At 42.8% G+C, this 16,618-nt stretch carries 19 protein-coding genes and 1 pseudogene; 10 read left to right on the top strand and 10 right to left on the bottom strand.

Annotated elements, in window-relative coordinates; translation table 11 throughout:
• Window positions 1–37: 37 nt before the first annotated feature.
• The 5 genes from K1T76_RS11905 to gmk form a co-directional block, all read right to left on the bottom strand.
• Window positions 38–232 (bottom strand): bacterioferritin-associated ferredoxin, encoded by a 195-nt coding sequence (locus tag K1T76_RS11905; RefSeq protein ID WP_178866789.1) that lies wholly within the window; start codon window positions 230–232, stop codon window positions 38–40.
• Between the two features lie 172 nt (window positions 233–404).
• A complete protein-coding gene (locus K1T76_RS11900) occupies window positions 405–788 on the bottom strand; it encodes a RidA family protein (protein WP_230245453.1) in 384 nt (127 codons plus the stop codon).
• A 123-nt stretch (window positions 789–911) separates the two neighbouring features.
• Window positions 912–3,014: a RelA/SpoT family protein gene (locus tag K1T76_RS11895; protein ID WP_230245452.1), complete on the bottom strand. Its 2,103-nt coding sequence runs from the start codon at window positions 3,012–3,014 to the stop codon at window positions 912–914.
• Between the two features lie 222 nt (window positions 3,015–3,236).
• Window positions 3,237–3,518: a DNA-directed RNA polymerase subunit omega gene (rpoZ, locus tag K1T76_RS11890; RefSeq protein ID WP_004809957.1), complete on the bottom strand. Its 282-nt coding sequence runs from the start codon at window positions 3,516–3,518 to the stop codon at window positions 3,237–3,239.
• Window positions 3,519–3,594: 76 nt separating this feature from the next.
• Window positions 3,595–4,218: a guanylate kinase gene (gmk, locus tag K1T76_RS11885; RefSeq protein ID WP_179989816.1), complete on the bottom strand. Its 624-nt coding sequence runs from the start codon at window positions 4,216–4,218 to the stop codon at window positions 3,595–3,597.
• A 134-nt stretch (window positions 4,219–4,352) separates the two neighbouring features.
• Here gmk and ispH point away from each other — a divergent pair, with 134 nt between their 5' ends.
• The 6 genes and pseudogenes from ispH to K1T76_RS11855 all read left to right on the top strand — a co-directional run bounded on the left by ispH (window position 4,353) and on the right by K1T76_RS11855 (window position 8,975).
• Window positions 4,353–5,303, top strand: coding sequence for a 4-hydroxy-3-methylbut-2-enyl diphosphate reductase (gene ispH / locus K1T76_RS11880; RefSeq protein WP_230245451.1), 951 nt, complete (start codon window positions 4,353–4,355; stop codon window positions 5,301–5,303).
• Between the two features lie 165 nt (window positions 5,304–5,468).
• Window positions 5,469–5,586 (top strand): annotated as a pseudogene (locus tag K1T76_RS15135) (prepilin-type N-terminal cleavage/methylation domain-containing protein); the annotation flags it as partial.
• A gap of 334 nt (window positions 5,587–5,920) precedes the next feature.
• The gene (locus K1T76_RS11870) at window positions 5,921–6,397 is read left to right on the top strand and encodes a pilus assembly FimT family protein (RefSeq protein ID WP_230245450.1); all 477 of its coding nucleotides are present in this window, start codon (window positions 5,921–5,923) and stop codon (window positions 6,395–6,397) included.
• Entirely contained in the window at window positions 6,372–6,791 is a 420-nt protein-coding gene (locus K1T76_RS11865; RefSeq protein WP_230245449.1) for a PulJ/GspJ family protein, read from the top strand. Before K1T76_RS11870 ends, K1T76_RS11865 begins: the two co-directional genes overlap by 26 nt.
• A gap of 11 nt (window positions 6,792–6,802) precedes the next feature.
• On the top strand, window positions 6,803–7,516 hold the full coding sequence (locus K1T76_RS11860) for a prepilin-type N-terminal cleavage/methylation domain-containing protein (protein ID WP_230245448.1): 714 nt from the start codon (window positions 6,803–6,805) through the stop codon (window positions 7,514–7,516).
• 67 nt (window positions 7,517–7,583) lie between these two features.
• Window positions 7,584–8,975 carry a hypothetical protein gene (locus K1T76_RS11855; protein ID WP_230245447.1) on the top strand — a complete coding sequence of 464 codons (1,392 nt, stop codon included), beginning with the start codon at window positions 7,584–7,586 and terminating at the stop codon, window positions 8,973–8,975.
• Window positions 8,976–9,112: 137 nt separating this feature from the next.
• Here the strand turns inward: K1T76_RS11855 and tnpC are convergent, their stop codons facing one another.
• The 3 genes from tnpC to K1T76_RS11840 all read right to left on the bottom strand — a co-directional run bounded on the left by tnpC (window position 9,113) and on the right by K1T76_RS11840 (window position 11,507).
• Window positions 9,113–10,717 (bottom strand): IS66 family transposase, encoded by a 1,605-nt coding sequence (gene tnpC / locus K1T76_RS11850; protein WP_230243837.1) that lies wholly within the window; start codon window positions 10,715–10,717, stop codon window positions 9,113–9,115.
• A gap of 74 nt (window positions 10,718–10,791) precedes the next feature.
• Window positions 10,792–11,127 carry an IS66 family insertion sequence element accessory protein TnpB gene (tnpB, locus tag K1T76_RS11845; protein ID WP_000618091.1) on the bottom strand — a complete coding sequence of 112 codons (336 nt, stop codon included), beginning with the start codon at window positions 11,125–11,127 and terminating at the stop codon, window positions 10,792–10,794.
• Entirely contained in the window at window positions 11,124–11,507 is a 384-nt protein-coding gene (locus K1T76_RS11840; protein ID WP_230243836.1) for a transposase, read from the bottom strand. Before K1T76_RS11840 ends, tnpB begins: the two co-directional genes overlap by 4 nt.
• 432 nt (window positions 11,508–11,939) lie before the next feature.
• On the opposite strand from K1T76_RS11840, the gene rpsP reads away from it, so the two are divergent.
• The 4 genes from rpsP (at window position 11,940) to rplS (ending at window position 14,134) form a co-directional block, all read left to right on the top strand.
• Window positions 11,940–12,197 carry a 30S ribosomal protein S16 gene (gene rpsP / locus K1T76_RS11835; RefSeq protein WP_004974526.1) on the top strand — a complete coding sequence of 86 codons (258 nt, stop codon included), beginning with the start codon at window positions 11,940–11,942 and terminating at the stop codon, window positions 12,195–12,197.
• Between the two features lie 27 nt (window positions 12,198–12,224).
• The gene (gene rimM, locus K1T76_RS11830; RefSeq protein WP_230245446.1) at window positions 12,225–12,773 is read left to right on the top strand and encodes a ribosome maturation factor RimM; all 549 of its coding nucleotides are present in this window, start codon (window positions 12,225–12,227) and stop codon (window positions 12,771–12,773) included.
• 42 nt (window positions 12,774–12,815) lie between these two features.
• Window positions 12,816–13,556, top strand: a complete 741-nt coding sequence (gene trmD, locus K1T76_RS11825; RefSeq protein ID WP_230245445.1) for a tRNA (guanosine(37)-N1)-methyltransferase TrmD — start codon at window positions 12,816–12,818, stop codon at window positions 13,554–13,556.
• A 206-nt stretch (window positions 13,557–13,762) separates the two neighbouring features.
• Complete coding sequence (rplS, locus tag K1T76_RS11820) at window positions 13,763–14,134, top strand: 50S ribosomal protein L19 (protein WP_004974529.1); 372 nt, start codon at window positions 13,763–13,765, stop codon at window positions 14,132–14,134.
• 68 nt (window positions 14,135–14,202) lie between these two features.
• Here the strand turns inward: rplS and K1T76_RS11815 are convergent, their stop codons facing one another.
• Together K1T76_RS11815 and K1T76_RS11810 are read right to left on the bottom strand one after the other, a co-directional pair.
• Window positions 14,203–15,171 carry a lipase family alpha/beta hydrolase gene (locus K1T76_RS11815; RefSeq protein ID WP_230245444.1) on the bottom strand — a complete coding sequence of 323 codons (969 nt, stop codon included), beginning with the start codon at window positions 15,169–15,171 and terminating at the stop codon, window positions 14,203–14,205.
• Window positions 15,172–15,350: 179 nt separating this feature from the next.
• Complete coding sequence (locus K1T76_RS11810) at window positions 15,351–16,331, bottom strand: esterase/lipase family protein (protein ID WP_442780685.1); 981 nt, start codon at window positions 16,329–16,331, stop codon at window positions 15,351–15,353.
• Window positions 16,332–16,618: the final 287 nt, after the last annotated feature.

Here is a 16,618-nt window from a genome sequence, read left to right as displayed (position 1 = left end):
TAACTAAATGTGGGGAATGTATTGGAAAATACGAGCTTTATGCAGCAATAGCAAGACGAGAAGCAATTTGAGCAATTTCATCACTGATGATGGCACGAGTTTCAGGTGCACAGCGACCACAGCACGTACCTAAGTCAAACATATCGCGAATTTCACGATAGCTCTCTGCACCATTCGCAACGGCTTCTTTGATGTCTTGATCTGTAATACCACGGCATAAGCAAACGTACATGAATGCAACCACAATAATTGAAATAAGATAAGTGTTATTATTGATAATTATTATCGTTTGTCAATAAAAATCATTTGAAAAGTCATTTATCATGATTGGGTTTTTGAATAAAAAAATGCCACCTGATAGGTGGCATCACTTAGTGATTTTTAACCAATTGAATAAGTGGAATTTATGAGTTGATGATAACCACACCATCCATTTCAACCAATGCACCTTTAGGTAAGCTGGCTACACCCAGCGCTGCGCGTGCAGGGTAAGGTTGCGCAAAATATTCCCCCATAATTTGATTGACCAATTGGAAGTGAGATAAATCGGTCAGGAAAATATTGAGCTTGGCAATATCGGTCAAAGAGCCACCCGCCGCTTCGCAAACGGCTTTTAAGTTATCAAATACGCGGCGAATTTGCGCTTCAATGCCTTCTACCAATTCCATGCTGTATGGGTCTAAACCAATTTGACCTGATAAATAAACAGTATTGCCCACTAAAATGGCTTGAGAGTAAGTACCAATTGCTGCAGGTGCATTTTCAGTATGGATGACTTGGCGAGACATTGATTTCTCCTAAAATAATGTACGAACATCATAGACCATCCGACTGCATTTCAATAGCCTGATGAGTCTATAATGCAAAATCGGTGAATGTGCGGCACAGTCAAACTATGCAGCCACATTAAATTAACAAGCTTTGGCTTCTTCTGCTATGCTGATGGGGCTCGCTAAACGGCTAATTCGTGGGAAACCGAAGCGCATACGTAAATCACGAATAATTTTGGCAATTTGCTTACGGTTATTCACCACAATATTCACATAGGTTTTGCCATCGTGGCTACGTACCATTTCTACTCCGGTTTTGGCCTTACGACATTGATAGATCAAATCGGAAATTTGTTCGTCATTCATATCCATATCAATGCTGAGATAAGCTGTAAAACTCACGTCATCTACATCTTCTGAAGTCCATTGTAGCGGCATGATATTTTCAGGATGCTGATGTTGCTCATGCAGTAAGTTGTTGCAACGCGCACGATGCACAATCAAGCCACGGCGTGACAAGTTACCCTGAATCGGATCGCCCAGTACAGGGTTGCAACAGTGCGCATATTTCACGTCAATGCCTTCTGTGCCCTGAATCAGACGGTCAGAATGTTCGCTGCTGTCGTGATCGAGTGCGTAAATGTGATTTGCCACCAACTGTGGCAATAAATCACCGACTGCAATTTGCTCAAATAAACGGTCTTTAGAGTCAATATGACGCCATTGCAACACATTTAACCAATCGGCTTCAGTTAAGTCTTGAATCGAGTGATTAAATAATTTCAGCGCACGGTTAAGCGCTTGCTGACCCACCAAACGCTGTTCTTCAATATCCTGATCACGCAGAATATTTTGTAAGGCACGACGGGCTTTTTGGGTATTAATGAAGCTCAGCCAATCTGGGTTGGGTGTAGCTAAAACATCGGTAATGATTTCGACCACTTGCCCGCTGGTGAGTGGTGTGGAAAGTGGTTTGCTTTCGCCATTAATTTTTGTACCGACGGCATGGTTACCTAAGAACAAACTGGCTGCATAGGCAAAATCAACTGCGGTGGCGCCTTGCGGCAATTCATGTAAATGTCCGTGCGGGGTATACACATGAATTTTCTCTTGGTGTAGATAATCCAGTAAATCGCTAAATGTGGTTTTAGCGCATTCACCATCAATCAACACGTTTAAACTTTTCATAGAGGCTTGAATGGCAGAACGGCAGGCTTGCGGTGCGTTTTCACCCAAGACTACGCCAAAACGTGCGGCTTTACGCATCAATTCAGTTTGAATGGTGAGTGATAAGGTGGTTTGTTCACCTTTAAGACGCATCATGAGTGATTGGTTACCGCCTGGCAAAGGGCGACGGATATGATCTTCATAATGCAAGACCTGAAAGTTGTCACGTAAAATATCGGCCAAACGGTCACAGTCAGCAATGCTTTGTAAAATAATTTCAAACGCATGGCTGTGGGTCAGTTCTTGTAGATCAATATCGTTTTTAACAAAGTGGCGCAGTAATTCAATATTATTATTTTTCTTTTTAATACGGCCTGTAATTTGATTGTCTTGCAGCAGGTCGGCAAGATTTTGTTCCCATTTAGACTGGTATTCGCAGCGTTTTGGCTTGGTTTGCAAAAGGGCGGCTTGCACATCGTTATACATATCTAAATCTAGGTTTTGATAACACAAATGTTCAAGGTTATCTGCCATTTCATTCATACCCACGATACGTGCCATAGGTACAAACACATCAAAAGTTTCTTGGGCAATGCGTGCGCGTTTGTCTGGTCGCAGCGCATCTAATGTGGTCATGTTGTGATAACGGTCTGCTAGTTTCACAATAATGACACGTGGATCCTGTAAGGTGGCTTGCAGAATTTTACGGAACGAAGCAGCTTTGTTGTATTCTTTGTCGCTGGAATGGCTCAGCTTGGTTACACCATCGACCAGTTCAGCAACGGTACGTCCGAATTTTTCTGTAATGTCATCTTTGCTGTAGTCAGTATCTTCAATGACATCGTGTAATAGCGCAGCAATGAGCGTGTCGGCATCCAAACGCATGTGTGCCAAAATGCAACTCACCGCAATCGGGTGTAGCACATAAGGTTCACCACTTTTACGGGTAACGCCATCATGCGCATGCTCAGCATAATCACAAGCCGTAAGCACCTGTTCGACTTCACTTACGCTAAGGTAAGGTTCGATCATGGTTTGAAGCTGTTGTTTGGCTTGGCTGACCATCGTGCCTGGCATATAACACCCTTTAAAATACAAGTGATAACGAATTTACAGTTAGACCTTATAATGAAAAGCATATTGCATGACTTGTCAATTTTTTTCATGCCAAAATAGTGATAAATTTGGCATTAATAAATAGGGTCTTAATCCTTATGTTATAACGGTTTTTAGCGCAAGATTAAAGTTCAGACAACAAAAAAGCCTAGTAAAAAACTAGGCTTTTTTAGAAAGTTGTTCTTATTGGAAAGAAAAACCATCTAAATTCAAATTATTTGCAGAAAGTGCAAGGTCAAGACTCGAAGTTTGATAGTCTTGATCACGTTGTTTCAAAATGTCTTTAGAAACGTGACCTTCTGCAATTTCACGTAAAGCAACAACGGTAGGTTTGTCGTTGTCCCACTCAACGGTAGGTTCTATGCCTTGACGTGCCAATTGACGCGCGCGCTTGCTTGCCACTAGTACAAGCTCAAAGCGGTTGTCTACATGGTCTAAACAATCTTCAACGGTAACGCGTGCCATAAGAATTCTCGTTCGAATAATAAATTTAAACAGACTGTGCAGTATAAGGTGCTTTGCTTATAGACTCAAGTTTTAATCACGCGCTTGGCGGGCTAATTAACTTTTCAATCAAGGCTTGATGACGATGTGCCTGCTGCGCCGTCACCAAACGGTTGGCAATAATCACTGCTTCTAAATCGTGCAGGGCTTTATTAAAGTCATCATTAATAATCACATAGTCAAAATTGACATATTGCTGCATGTCTTCAACTGCGCAGCCCAAACGATGCTCAATCACATCGACTGTATCGGTGCCACGGTTAGACAAGCGCTCACGTAAATCAAACTGGCTTGGTGGAAGAATAAAAATTTGCTTCGATTCAGGAAAAAGATTGCGTACTTGCTGAGCACCTTGCCAGTCAATTTCAAGTAACACATCGTGACCTTTGGCTAACTGCTCTTTAACGGTTGCTTGCGCAGTGCCGTAATAATTGCCAAATACTTCTGCATATTCAATAAAACCGCCCTGTTCTATCAAGTCGATAAAATCTTGTTTTTGCGTGAAGTGATAATGCACACCATCGAGTTCGCCGGGACGTTGACCGCGTGTTGTGTGAGAAACTGAAACGTGTAAATTATTCACACGCTCAAGCAGGGCTTTAACGAGGGATGTTTTGCCTGTTCCTGAAGCGGCAGAAACGACAAACAATAGACCCGACATGATATTTTTCCTGATATGATAAAATATCTTCTCTATTTTAGAGTAGACGCCCCTTAAACAAAATAGCCAAGTTGGCTTTTGTTGGCATAAATTTTTAAACATCCCACCTATTTAACTTCAACATAGAGGGTTCTATGGAAATTGTATTGGCGAATCCACGTGGTTTTTGTGCAGGTGTAGACCGAGCAATTGCGATTGTAAATCGTGCCCTTGAGTGTTTTAATCCCCCTATATATGTACGTCACGAAGTGGTACACAATAAATTTGTGGTAGATGACTTACGCCAACGCGGTGCAATTTTTGTTGATGAGCTAGATGAAGTGCCCGATAACAATATCGTGATTTTTAGTGCACATGGCGTATCTAAAGCGGTGCAGCAAGAAGCGGAGCGTCGCGGCTTAAAAGTATTTGATGCGACTTGTCCGTTGGTCACCAAAGTACATATTGAAGTCACCAAATATGCGCGTGAAGGCACAGAGGCGATTTTAATTGGTCACGAAGGACACCCCGAAGTTGAAGGGACGATGGGTCAGTACGACAAGAAAAATGGCGGCGAAATTTATTTGGTAGAAGATGAAGATGATGTTGCGGCTTTAAGCGTGCGTCATCCTGAAAAAGTCGCATTTGTCACCCAGACCACGCTGTCGATTGATGATACTGCCAAAGTAATTGATGCCTTGCGCCAAAAATATCCGAATATTCAGGGACCACGCAAAGACGATATTTGTTATGCCACTCAAAACCGTCAGGACGCAGTGCGTGACTTAGCCAATCAATGTGATGTGGTGTTGGTGGTGGGTTCGCCAAATTCATCTAACTCTAACCGTTTACGTGAGTTGGCTGAACGTATGGGTAAATCAGCTTATTTGGTCGATAATGCAGATGAACTTGAAAAAGATTGGTTTAAGCCAGACAGTAAAATTGGTGTGACAGCTGGCGCATCTGCACCTGAGATTCTCATCAAGCAGGTCATTCAGCGGTTACAGGATTGGGGTGCGACCCCTCCGCAAGAGCTTCAAGGGCGAGAGGAAAATATTACGTTTAGTCTACCTAAAGAGTTACGGATACAAGTGATTCAGGCATAACTGTTAAAGAGGTAACATTCTCTTTAAATTCTTAATTTGACAGATAATTGTATTTTGACAATTATCTGTTTTTTTATGCCTTTTATCCTTTATGTGTTTAGTTTGTAATTAAGTTAGGTATTATTTTTAATAGGGTAAAGTTTTATTACTTGTTTGAGGGGAAATATGCAGCAAATAGAAAGAAGTCAAGGTTTTACCTTAATTGAGCTCATGGTTGTGGTTGCAATTGTGGCGATTTTAGCTGCAATTGCATTGCCTGCTTATGGACAATATATCAAAAAAGCAAGAGCGAACAGTGCAAGTTCCGATTTAGCGACGTTAAGTTTGATGATGGGGCATATCTACCAAAAATCATTAACTTATCCAGCGGCTTCAACAACTACTACAACTGCAACACAAACTTATATTTCGACGAATACAGGTATTAGTTGGACACCTGCAGAAGATGCTAATTTTGTGTATAAAATTTCTTCTCCAGCCGCTACTGGAGATACTGCAGGGACAACCTATAAACTGACCGCAACAGGTCGAAATCAGAATAATGGTTGTGAGTTAACACTGACCGACAAGAATGTGAGAACAATTTCAGGTGGTGCTGCCTGTGGTGGATTAACGTCATGGTAGCGGCATCTAAAGGGGTAACCCTCATTGAATTAATGATTGTGATTGCCATTATTGGGATTTCAGCTGTTGCGCTGATTCCGCTTGGTGCCTCATGGGTTGCTAAAACCCAGGTTGAGAAAACCCAAAAATTGCTGGTTGAGGCTTATAACAAAGCTGTTACGGAAGCAATAAAAAACCCTAATGGCATACGACAAACCGATACTCCCCCAATGGTTGCAAAACTTACGGTAACGAATGGTAGCAGTGGTGCAGAAGGTGTCATTAATGTTAAAGCATCCGATGACAGCACTGTTTTATGGAGTGCAAAATTTCCTGCTACTGTCTCGATTGCGTTAGAGGCACCTAGTGGTTCTACCTGTGCGGCACTTGAATTAAATAACAATGCTGCACGCATAGGTACAACTTGTACTGGTGGCTATATAATATCTCGCTCAGGAGTTTCTAATGTTACAGTTACAGCACAGTTCTAAATATCAGCATCAGGCCGGTATTACACTGATCGAAGTGCTGATTTCTTTACTATTAATGGCGATTATTGGTTTAGGTGGTGCTTACATTGCTGCACGTACGGCTGTGGTACAGAGAGATGGTAACATTCAGCTGCAAACCATCAACAAGATGCGTCAAGTGGCGGTAAAAGCAGATACAATTTGTAGTAATACAAGTAGCATTACAATTAATGGCACAAGTGTTACTACACCATGTACCTTGACTCCAACCACCTATACGGTCAATGCATCAATTAATAGTAATCCACCGCCCACATCTCCGCCTTATTCGGCAAGCGTTACTGTTCAATCACCTTCCATACAGGTAAGTGATTCGGATCAGTTTGTTCCTGTTAAATCAATCATTTCTCCCTGAAGGTGCTTAAAATGAACAGTACAATAAAAAAGCAGCAGGGTATGTCACTGATTGAGATTATGATTGCGCTAACCATCTCTTTGGTTATTATTTTAGCGATATTAAGAGCTTATGTTTCTTTGGGGTATGTCTCTGCTGAAACGACACGCGGTGCCAGCATTGATGCCAATATTATGAAAGGCTTGATTGTTGCTGACCGTATTTTGCAGGGAGTAGGTTATAACATGACTGTACCTACAGATTCTTACGGAAGTTCCAGTGATAAGTTAATTCAAGCCTATGCAGGTACTACGGCAATAACGGCTTCTAATATTGAAACTACAGAAGCTGATGCACTTGTATGGAAATTATCAAGTGGCAATTGCCAAGCATTAAAATCTGAAGGTAAGAGTTTAATTTATTATCTTGGTACAGGTGGTGCAGGATATAGCTGTACGACGTTAGCACTTCCTTCAACAACCACGCCTCCACCTTCACAAACGTTGATTTCCACTGCGGCTACCATGCCGAGTACTGTGCATTCAGATGTAGGAAAAATATCGCTGAAGGTGACTAAATTAACAGGTTCTCATATTTGTACGCCTTTTGGTGTGAGGAATACGACGGCAACGGCAACTGGCGGTAAGTATTATGTAGAAATAAAAGCCAATATTTATGCTACCAGTACCAGTTCTACAGTATCTGCTCTAAGCAATTCAACCTGTTTATTTAATGTGACTACCTAAGGGAGCATTTAATATGTGTAATCATCAAGTTTTTCGAACTATGCGTTTTCCTGTGGGTAGTAGACAAATGCAAAAACAGACTGGCTTTGCTTCTATTTTGCTTATTCTATTGATTGGTCTTGCCTTAACCACTTTGGTTATCGGTATGGTCACGTCTGTACGGAGTTTACAAGATAGTTCATTGACAACTCATGCACAAACGCAGGCGCAGATTAAGTCGGCGATTGGCTATCAAGCTTTAACCGGTTTGTTAAAACCGTTGACCGCTACACAGATTGCTCAAATTAATAATGGCGTGATCAAGGATAATGGCTCCCCAGCAGCGACGATCGCAACATATAAAGTAGTGACTACAACAGAGGGTTGCCCTGCTAGTACAGGCGGTAAGAATTATTTTTGTTATGACATAACCGCAAAAAGCGGCGGCGCTTCTTCCGTAGTTCGGGCAATTTATACAGATATAACAACAGGAGGAGGAAGTTTTAATGGTTCAATATTTGCAGGGGGGCTGCAAATAGGTCATACGAGAAATCTACAAGGTGACCAAACGATACAGGTCGGTGCAGCGCCTGGGGGGGAGAATGGTGTAGTTAAGGGTAATGGTAGTAGCACTTTTTATGATGATCAGGCGCAGTTTACGCTAGCCACAGGTATTACAGTACAGGAATATACGCCAACAAAGTTTATGACTGCTGAAGAATTACGCGCTTCTGCAAATTATATTTTTTATGCAAATGGCAAGTGCGCTAAAAATAATTTGTATGGCGCTAGTATTTATAATACTGAAACAGAACCAGTAACTTGCAGTAGTATTTCTGGTATTACGGTTAGCGGTAGTGGGGCTAGTAAAAAATGGACAATTGATGCTGCCAGTTCAGCAATTCCAGTAGGCGTACTGTGGTTTGAGGGAGAGGTTGATATTAATCTAAATTCCTCTCGTGATTTAGTGAACACAATCATTGCAACTGGAGATATGAAAGTTATTACTACTAACCAAAGCGGGGCTGGTAAGGCTTATGCGCCTTATCATTACTATTTAGAAGCAAGTACAAATGCTGCTACAAAAAAAACTAGAATATGTGGCTCAAGCTCCACTGGTATACCAACACAATATTGCGATACGGCGGGTACACTTAAGGCACTTGATACAGAACTGGCTAAAATTGCAAATATTTTATTCTTAAGTAATAAAAATATAACTTTTGATGTTAAAAGTAATAGCCCTATGAGTCTTTATGGAAATATTATAGGTTCAGGTGGTGCGGGTGGTACTGGGGCTTCTTCAGGTAAATTTACTGGTAACGGAACAATCGATATTAAGGGCAATTTATCCTTTACAGGGGAAGGTCTAACCGTAACAAATGGTACCGTTAATGTAAAATTAAATAGGGGTGACAGCAGTGGAAATGTTACACCGAGTAAAAAAGTCATGACATTATCGGGTTTGCGTTATATGTGAGGCTTTGTTTAAAGGCAGAGCCAAAAAAAAGACTTGAAGATGGGTTTGCTGAATAGGCAAGCCCATTTTTTATGGGTACTCAACCCTGAGTAATGGCATGTTAAACGTAAGCGTCCGCTGAATCCCATACCTATTTTTTAATTCGATTTAGGTTTCCAGCAGTGCGGCAGCAATTCTTCAATCTGGGTCACTTTATGTGTCGGCAGCCTTTTCAGCACATCACTTAAATAGGCATACGGATCCAAGCCATTCAGCTTTGCTGACTGGATTAACGTCATGATGTTTGCCGCTCGCTGACCACTGCGCAGCGAACCTGCAAACAGCCAGTTCTTGCGCCCCAACGCCCAGGGACGCATCTGATTCTCGACCCAATTATTGCAAATCGGTAGATTGCCATCATCCAGATAGCGGCTTAAAGCTGGCCAACGCTTCAGAGTGTAATTGATGGCCTTGGCGGTGGGAGAACTCGATGGCACTGTCAGATGATGTTGGTTGAGCCATTCATATAGTTGTTGCATCACTGGTTGACTATGCTGTTGTCGGTATTCGCGGCGGTCTTCCGCTGTACCATCGGTCTTTTTCCTGAGCTCTGCTTCTATCGCATACAGTTTCTGAATCAGCACTAATGCCTGTTCAGCGACCTGACTTTTCCCAGTTACATGCAGTTCATGGAATTTACGACGTGCATGCGCCATGCAGCCCACCTCAATGACATCGCCTGATTTAAAGCGTGCTTTATAACCACTGTAATCATCACAGACTAGATAGCCCTGCCAGCCTTTCAAGAACTCTTCAGCATGCTGGCCTGAACGACTATCCTGAAAGTCATAGATCACCGCCTGAACTGGATTGTACTGTGTAGTGGCATAGGCCCAGACATAACCTTTCTTCGGTTTTTTATCATTCTCACCCATCCGCATGATGGTGACCGGTGTTTCATCTGCATGCAGCACCTGCTGTTGTAGTACCACCTCTTTTAAGGCATTGGCCAGAGGTTCCAGTTCTACACCGCAGCGACCTATCCAGTCAGATAAAGTTGATCTAGAAAGTTCGATTCCCGCCCGCTGATAGATCAGACGTTGACGGTACAGCGGCAAATGATCGGCATACTTCGATACCAGCACATGGCTGAGCAATTCAGGTGAAGCAATGCCTTTATCAATCACATAGGCGGGCATCGCTTGCTGAGTCAGAGTGTCACACTGATCACAGACCCATTTACCACGCACATGCTGTTCCTTATAGAACTGTGCCGGTCTGAAATGCAGTTTTTCACTGACATCTTCGCCGATACGACGGAGTTGGCAGCCACAAGCACATTGGGTTGATGCAGGTTCATGCTCAATACGGATGGTGTGTAGATGATCTGGCAGTGGTCGACGTTTAGGTTTGTTGACTGTTGCTTTGTGTGTCGCTGCATTGGTTTTATCTGCATTTAGCCGTTCCAGTTCTAGATCAACCGCGGCAATATCTTCTTCAACCGCTTCATCCCACAGATGGATTTGTTTTGCCGTTAAGTGTTCATTCTTTTGGGCGAATTCGTGCTTTTTAAACAGCGCCAGTTCATGCTCGTATTTTTGATTGAGAATAGAAAGATGCTGAACTTTGGCATCCAATTGCTGGTTTGATTTTTCTAATTCTTGATTTGATTGTGCCAGAGACTGATGCTGCATTGCCAACTGTCTGGTAAATTCCAGCAGTTGTTCATGGGTCAGTTGGTTTAAGTCAGGCAGTGTATTCATGACCGCAGTATGCCTGAGGTCATGAAGAGAATGAAATAGAACGTTTGGAGAATAGCAGAATGCACCAACCTGGTTTAGAGCATCGTCACTACCTGCTGTCGTCCAATGCGCTGCCAGGGCAAACCCTGGATCAGTGCCTGTAACTGTTCCGGGCTGAGGGCCACGGTTTCACCTTGGTGAACTTGAGCCCAGTGAAATTTACCCTGTTCCAAACGCCGGGCACACAGCCAGATGCCCAGTCCATCATGTACCAACACTTTCATACGATGGCCACGTTTATTACAGAACAGGTAAGCACAATGCGGTTTGATGTAGCCAAAGGCTCTCACCACCTGGGCCATGGTCGTATCCATACCTGCACGCATGTCCATGGGCTGAGTAGACAACCAGATTTCATCAATGCGGATCATGTTGCAAGTGCCTTGAGTAATTCTGCCAAGGCAGGTATTTCTGATGTCTGCCATTTTAGCTGAATATCATTATTCGTATGAGGCACGGTGATACACAACGTGATCCTCTCATCAATAGGTTGGCTGATTGCAGCAGTGTAAGGCAAAGCAATAAATGCTGGATTCACATGAGTAGGATCCTGCACGGCACCCTCATGATGCCTGAAGATCCTGATCCAACGACTGACAAGGTTGGCATTAATACTATGTTGCAGTGCGACCGAAGCGATCGAGGTATTAGGATTTTTACAGGCATTGACAATACTGAGTTTGAATTCTTTGCTGTATGTTCTGCGTTTTTTAGCAACAGGAGGTGTTGCTGAATATATATCCATGTTCATGGATTAAGTCCCCACTTGTTTTTAGGTGGGAACTAAATTAAGGCTTATAGGATCGCTTGGTAAGGCTGTGTTAGCCGGATGCTTACTGTTAAACTGTAAGCATCCGGCAAAGCACCTCTTTACCAATCTCTCTAATTAGCCTTATGTTAGTCTCCCACTTATTTTTAAGTGGGGACTTAATTTATGACTACAAATATCTATACAGCAACCGTTGGACAAAAGGGACGGATATTAATAGCTGCACAGCTTGTGAACTTTCCGCAACCTCCAACTGCGACGGGCGTTAAAATATAAATTCAAACTGTGGATAAATAAATTTTGATCTTCCTTTCATGGAAAATATAACGTAGAATATCGCCCTCTATGAAAGGGGTTTGAAATGCTGTCGGTGGTCGGCGCAGGGATAATCCGTAAAAATTATAAGGTTGTATCATGGTAGTTATTCGTCTTACTCGTGGTGGTGCTAAAAAGCGTCCATTCTATCAAATCGTTGTAACTGACAGCCGCAATGCGCGTGACGGTCGTTTCATCGAACGTATCGGTTTCTTTAACCCAACAGCGCAAGGTAAAGCAGAAAAACTTCGTTTAGATGCTGACCGTTTTGCACACTGGGTTGCTCAAGGTGCTCAACCGTCTGAACGTGTTGCTTCTTTAGCTGCTCAAGCAAAGAAAGCTGCAGCTGCTGCATAATTTAATTAATTAAGTAGTAGGTAGCCCATGACACCAACACAGAATGTGCCCGAAGATCGTATTCAGATTGGACAGCTACGTTCAGCTTATGGATTAAATGGGTGGCTCTGGGTCTATTCAAATACAGAACCTATGAGCAACATATTTGACTACCTGCCTTGGTACATTGAAACCAAAGCAGGTTGGCAAACTGTCGATGTAAAACGTTGGAAACCACATGGCAAAGGCTTGGTGGTCAGCTTAAAAGGTGTGATTGATCGTACCGCAGCAGACAACTTGGTTGGCGCAAATATCTGGATTTCAAAAGCGCAACTGCCTCAACCAGGCGTGGACGAGTATTATTGGTCTGATTTAAAAGGTCTAACAGTGTTAGGTCTGGACGATGACGAACAAGAAGTGAACCTCGGTCAAATCCATGAACTGTTTGAAACAGGTGCCAATGACGTGATGGTGGTTCGCGCAACTGCCGATAGCGTCGATGGCGAAGAGCGTATGATTCCATGGCATAAAGATGTGGTACAACGCGTTGATCTCGAAGCGGGTCGTATCTACGTGAATTGGGGCGTAGATTATTAATCCTTTCAGGATTCACATAGCAGGAAAATAGAGGAGTCTGCGGTGTTTTTTGCAGTCATTACGCTTTTTCCTGAAATGTTTGAAGCGATTACAGCTTACGGTATTAGCGGACGCGCAGCAAAACGCGATTTAATGCAAATAACTTGTATTAATCCACGCGATTTTGCACAGGGCAACTACAAAAGGGTGGATGAACGTCCATTTGGTGGTGGTCCAGGTATGGTGATGATGGCGGAGCCGTTGGCACAAGCAATCCAACATGCCAAAAACCTTGCACAGCAAGCGGGTGCAGTTCATGTGCCAGTGGTGTATATGTCACCACAAGGCAAAACCCTAAATGAAACTGCAGTACAACAATTCATTGAATATGATGGATTAATTGTATTGTGTGGCCGTTATGAGGGTGTCGATGAGCGTTTAATCCAAAACTATGTTGATCAGGAATGGTCGATTGGAGATTACGTTTTATCGGGTGGCGAGCTACCTGCGATGGTGTTGTTGGACAGTATTATTCGGAGACTTCCGGGTGCTATGTCTGATGAGCAATCTCATGTGCAAGACTCATTTGTGGATGGTCTTTTAGATTGCCCACAATATACCAAGCCAGACCATTTTGAAGGTTTGGATGTCCCTGAAGTATTAAAGTCGGGACATCATGCCAATATTGAAAAATGGCGGTTTTTGCAGCGTTATCAACGGACTTTAGAGCGTCGACCTGAGTTGATTGAAAAAGCTGAGTTGAGCAAGCAGCAAAAAAAATGGCTAAAAGATGAGCGAGGGTGAGTAAAGCATTGCTTTACCCGAGCGCAAGGCGAGAAGCTATGCTTCGAGCAAACTAAACTGCTTAATGTAAATTAAGTACTTAAATAGGCTCTTTATGCATTGAAGCGGTCAGGCATAAAGGGAAAGTCAATCGGGCCTATGCGCTTTAGCCTCTAGACCCAGTGGAAATCAGACCTCTTCTGACCCACACATATTGGAGATACCCCATGAGTGGTAAGCATCCTTTAGTACAAGCTGTTGAGAATGCACAGCTTAAGCAAGACATCCCAGCTTTTGCACCAGGCGATACAGTTATCGTTCAAGTAAAAGTAAAAGAAGGTGATCGTGAGCGTCTTCAAGCATTTGAAGGTGTTGTAATTGCGAAGAAAAACCGTGGTTTGAACTCTGCGTTCACAGTACGTAAAATTTCTAGCGGTGTTGGTGTTGAGCGTGTTTTCCAAACTCACTCTCCAATCGTTGCTAAAATTGAAGTGAAACGTCGCGGTGACGTTCGTCGTGCTAAACTTTATTACCTACGCGAATTGTCTGGTAAAGCTGCACGTATTCGTGAGAAATTACCAGCACGTAAACAAGGTTAATTTTAACTTTGCGTTACTGCTAAAAAATGCGCCGCTTAGGCGCATTTTTTTATGTTTGCTATTGGAATTTATAAGCCTTGTAGTTTTAGGCGGTTAGCATGTTGACGGTAGACATCGACAGGATCTGGGGCAAAGATATCTTTCATGCCCAAGACTTGATTGACTTCATCCAAGTGGTTCCAATAGTAGTTATCACGAATGGTTTTACCAAATTTGGCGCTGCAGCGTGATACCAAACCATCATTATCACGGCCATTATCAATCAATAAACTGGTCGCCAGCATGGCTGAGTCTGGATCAAGTATATTGGTAACAGCCGTATTACCCGTAAATGAATAGAACTGGATGCCTTTTTCTTGATAAGCGCCCTCACCACAACTCGTCGATGGCATACCCATTGGGAATTTGCTGTTAAATTGTGCTGAGCCAGCCAAAGTTAAGCTTTTTGCACTAGCCAACGAATCATGTGGATAGCTGTTTGGGTCTAAACCTTGTGCCCAAGTAATGGTTTTAGAAACTAAATTGACCATATCCATTAATGGTTTTTCGAGTGGTGTGCCTTGTACTTTTAAAATAAAATCAGCCACAGGCGAGCCTTTATTTGGTGAACCGACAGCAGTCAACGATGCGACTTTAGACGGCATCACGCCTGCAACATAACGAATGGTTGGCCCACCATGTGAGTGACCAATTAAGTTGACTTTGCTTGCACCTGTAATTGCAAGAATTTCATCGACTTGTTGTGCCAGTTGTTCACCACGAACTTCCGATGAGTTAAAAGGAGATACACGGGTAGCCCAAGCGTTGGCACCGTTACGTGCTAAATTGGGTAAAATTTGGTACCAATAGTCGACACCTAACTGATCTCCGCCAATATTGATAAAGCCTGCCATACCGTGAGTAAACACAATAGGGTATTTGGTTTTGGCATAACTGGAAATCACGAAGTTAGATTTGACCTGTTCTGCATTGGATGCGTGCACTGTACTGATGGTACTGGCCGCAATTAAGCCCGCAAGGAATAATCCATATTTCATATTATAATATCCTCTATTTTATTGTGCTTTCCTAGCATGACAATTTTTATTGTCAATTGTTATTATTCAGGAGATTTGCATTATTGCAAGTTCCGAATGATGAATGGTTATTGAACTTCTTGCACTTGAGTTTCAAGCACAGGAAGATGGTTTTGCCAAGATTGAAATGAGCTTTACTATTACAAACCTTGTAATTTCAATCGGTTGGCATGTTGTCGATACAGTGCAACTGGGTCAGGTGCAAACAAGCCCGTTAAGCCAAACATCATGTTGGCAAGGTCGGTATGATTTAGTCGGTAGTTGTCACGAATGACGTGTCCAATGTGGGTACTACAACGTGCGACCATGCCATCGTTGTCTAAATTGCCATAAGACAGTGGGCCGAGTTGCATTAAAACAGTGTCAATATCCAGTAAATTGGTGGCTTGTGCTACACCTGTCCATGAATAGTAATGAATCCCGCGATCTACTTTGGCACCGCTGCTGCTGCAATTTGCGGCCAAGGCTGTGGTTGGAAAACGACGGTTAAAATCTGCAGACACTGTTTCGGTTAAAGAAGCCATCGATGCATCAAAATCGACAGGCATGTCTGGCTGTTGCTGCGCCCAAGTAATGAGAGGCGCCACCATATAGTCGCCTAAAATATTAAACGCGGTGCGTGATAAACGATTATTTTGAATATCATCAGCAACTTTGGAGCCACGGAATGTACCTGCAACGCCCGTAATTGATGCCACATATTCAGGTTTGGTGGCAGCTACATAACGTACTGTTGGGCCACCATGTGAGTGACCAATTAAATTGACTTTGGATTTGCCAGTGATTGCCATGACTTCTTCGACTTGGGCAATCAGTTGCTCACCTCGAAATTCAGTACGGTGTGCAGGGGAGAGTTGTGCGGCAAATACGGTTGCGCCATTACGTGCCATATCTGGCAAAATTTGATACCAATAATCCATATTAAAGGTTTCATTGCCAATGCGTGACCATCCGAGCCAGCCGTGTACCATGAGCAATGGATATTTGGTTTTGGCATAGTCAGATTTGGCCTGTTCCTGAATAGGCAACACGCTTGGAGCAGCTTGAGCGACACCCATTGAACCGAGCAAGCAGCCAGTGACAGCCAATGTAATTGCCCGTATGTTAGAGATGATGGTCATAAAACAATCCTGTGTTCTTTATTTTTATTACAAGTGAAGTGGTGGCTTCGCTTCCCTCCTGAAAGCTCAGATATGCAAATTGCCGTTGGTTACGGCACATTATTGTGAGTCATCCTCGACTATTTTTTGTACGCTCAGGTATTTTTTCATGCGTAATTTAGAAAAAACATATCATTTGGGGACAGTTATTGCACATTCCCCCAGAGATTTGTAAATCCACATGCATCTTGATATCTATTTAATATTTATAGACATTTGTATATTAAATCGTTGTGGTGAGTTTGTAC

It is taken from the genome of Acinetobacter sp. PW68, from assembly GCF_020982655.1.
GTDB lineage: Bacteria > Pseudomonadota > Gammaproteobacteria > Pseudomonadales > Moraxellaceae > Acinetobacter > Acinetobacter towneri_A.
Note: the sequence above shows the minus strand (reverse complement) of the source record. Positions and strands in the feature narration are given on the sequence as shown.

What these genes read in the sequence shown, in the direction of transcription:
- rimM (WP_230245446.1), top strand. Translation starts at nt 12,225, where the DNA reads ATGACACCAACACAGAATGTGCCCGAAGATCGTATTCAGATTGGACAG.
- gmk (WP_179989816.1), bottom strand. Translation starts at nt 4,218, where the DNA reads ATGTCGGGTCTATTGTTTGTCGTTTCTGCCGCTTCAGGAACAGGCAAA.
- K1T76_RS11865 (WP_230245449.1), top strand. Translation starts at nt 6,372, where the DNA reads ATGTTACAGTTACAGCACAGTTCTAAATATCAGCATCAGGCCGGTATT.
- K1T76_RS11905 (WP_178866789.1), bottom strand. Translation starts at nt 232, where the DNA reads ATGTACGTTTGCTTATGCCGTGGTATTACAGATCAAGACATCAAAGAA.
- K1T76_RS11900 (WP_230245453.1), bottom strand. Translation starts at nt 788, where the DNA reads ATGTCTCGCCAAGTCATCCATACTGAAAATGCACCTGCAGCAATTGGT.
- rplS (WP_004974529.1), top strand. Translation starts at nt 13,763, where the DNA reads ATGAGTGGTAAGCATCCTTTAGTACAAGCTGTTGAGAATGCACAGCTT.
- K1T76_RS11895 (WP_230245452.1), bottom strand. Translation starts at nt 3,014, where the DNA reads ATGCCAGGCACGATGGTCAGCCAAGCCAAACAACAGCTTCAAACCATG.
- K1T76_RS11855 (WP_230245447.1), top strand. Translation starts at nt 7,584, where the DNA reads ATGCAAAAACAGACTGGCTTTGCTTCTATTTTGCTTATTCTATTGATT.
- K1T76_RS11815 (WP_230245444.1), bottom strand. Translation starts at nt 15,171, where the DNA reads ATGAAATATGGATTATTCCTTGCGGGCTTAATTGCGGCCAGTACCATC.
- K1T76_RS11870 (WP_230245450.1), top strand. Translation starts at nt 5,921, where the DNA reads ATGGTAGCGGCATCTAAAGGGGTAACCCTCATTGAATTAATGATTGTG.
- rpsP (WP_004974526.1), top strand. Translation starts at nt 11,940, where the DNA reads ATGGTAGTTATTCGTCTTACTCGTGGTGGTGCTAAAAAGCGTCCATTC.
- K1T76_RS11810 (WP_442780685.1), bottom strand. Translation starts at nt 16,331, where the DNA reads ATGACCATCATCTCTAACATACGGGCAATTACATTGGCTGTCACTGGC.
- tnpB (WP_000618091.1), bottom strand. Translation starts at nt 11,127, where the DNA reads ATGATCCGCATTGATGAAATCTGGTTGTCTACTCAGCCCATGGACATG.
- ispH (WP_230245451.1), top strand. Translation starts at nt 4,353, where the DNA reads ATGGAAATTGTATTGGCGAATCCACGTGGTTTTTGTGCAGGTGTAGAC.
- tnpC (WP_230243837.1), bottom strand. Translation starts at nt 10,717, where the DNA reads ATGAATACACTGCCTGACTTAAACCAACTGACCCATGAACAACTGCTG.
- K1T76_RS11860 (WP_230245448.1), top strand. Translation starts at nt 6,803, where the DNA reads ATGAACAGTACAATAAAAAAGCAGCAGGGTATGTCACTGATTGAGATT.
- rpoZ (WP_004809957.1), bottom strand. Translation starts at nt 3,518, where the DNA reads ATGGCACGCGTTACCGTTGAAGATTGTTTAGACCATGTAGACAACCGC.
- K1T76_RS11840 (WP_230243836.1), bottom strand. Translation starts at nt 11,507, where the DNA reads ATGAACATGGATATATATTCAGCAACACCTCCTGTTGCTAAAAAACGC.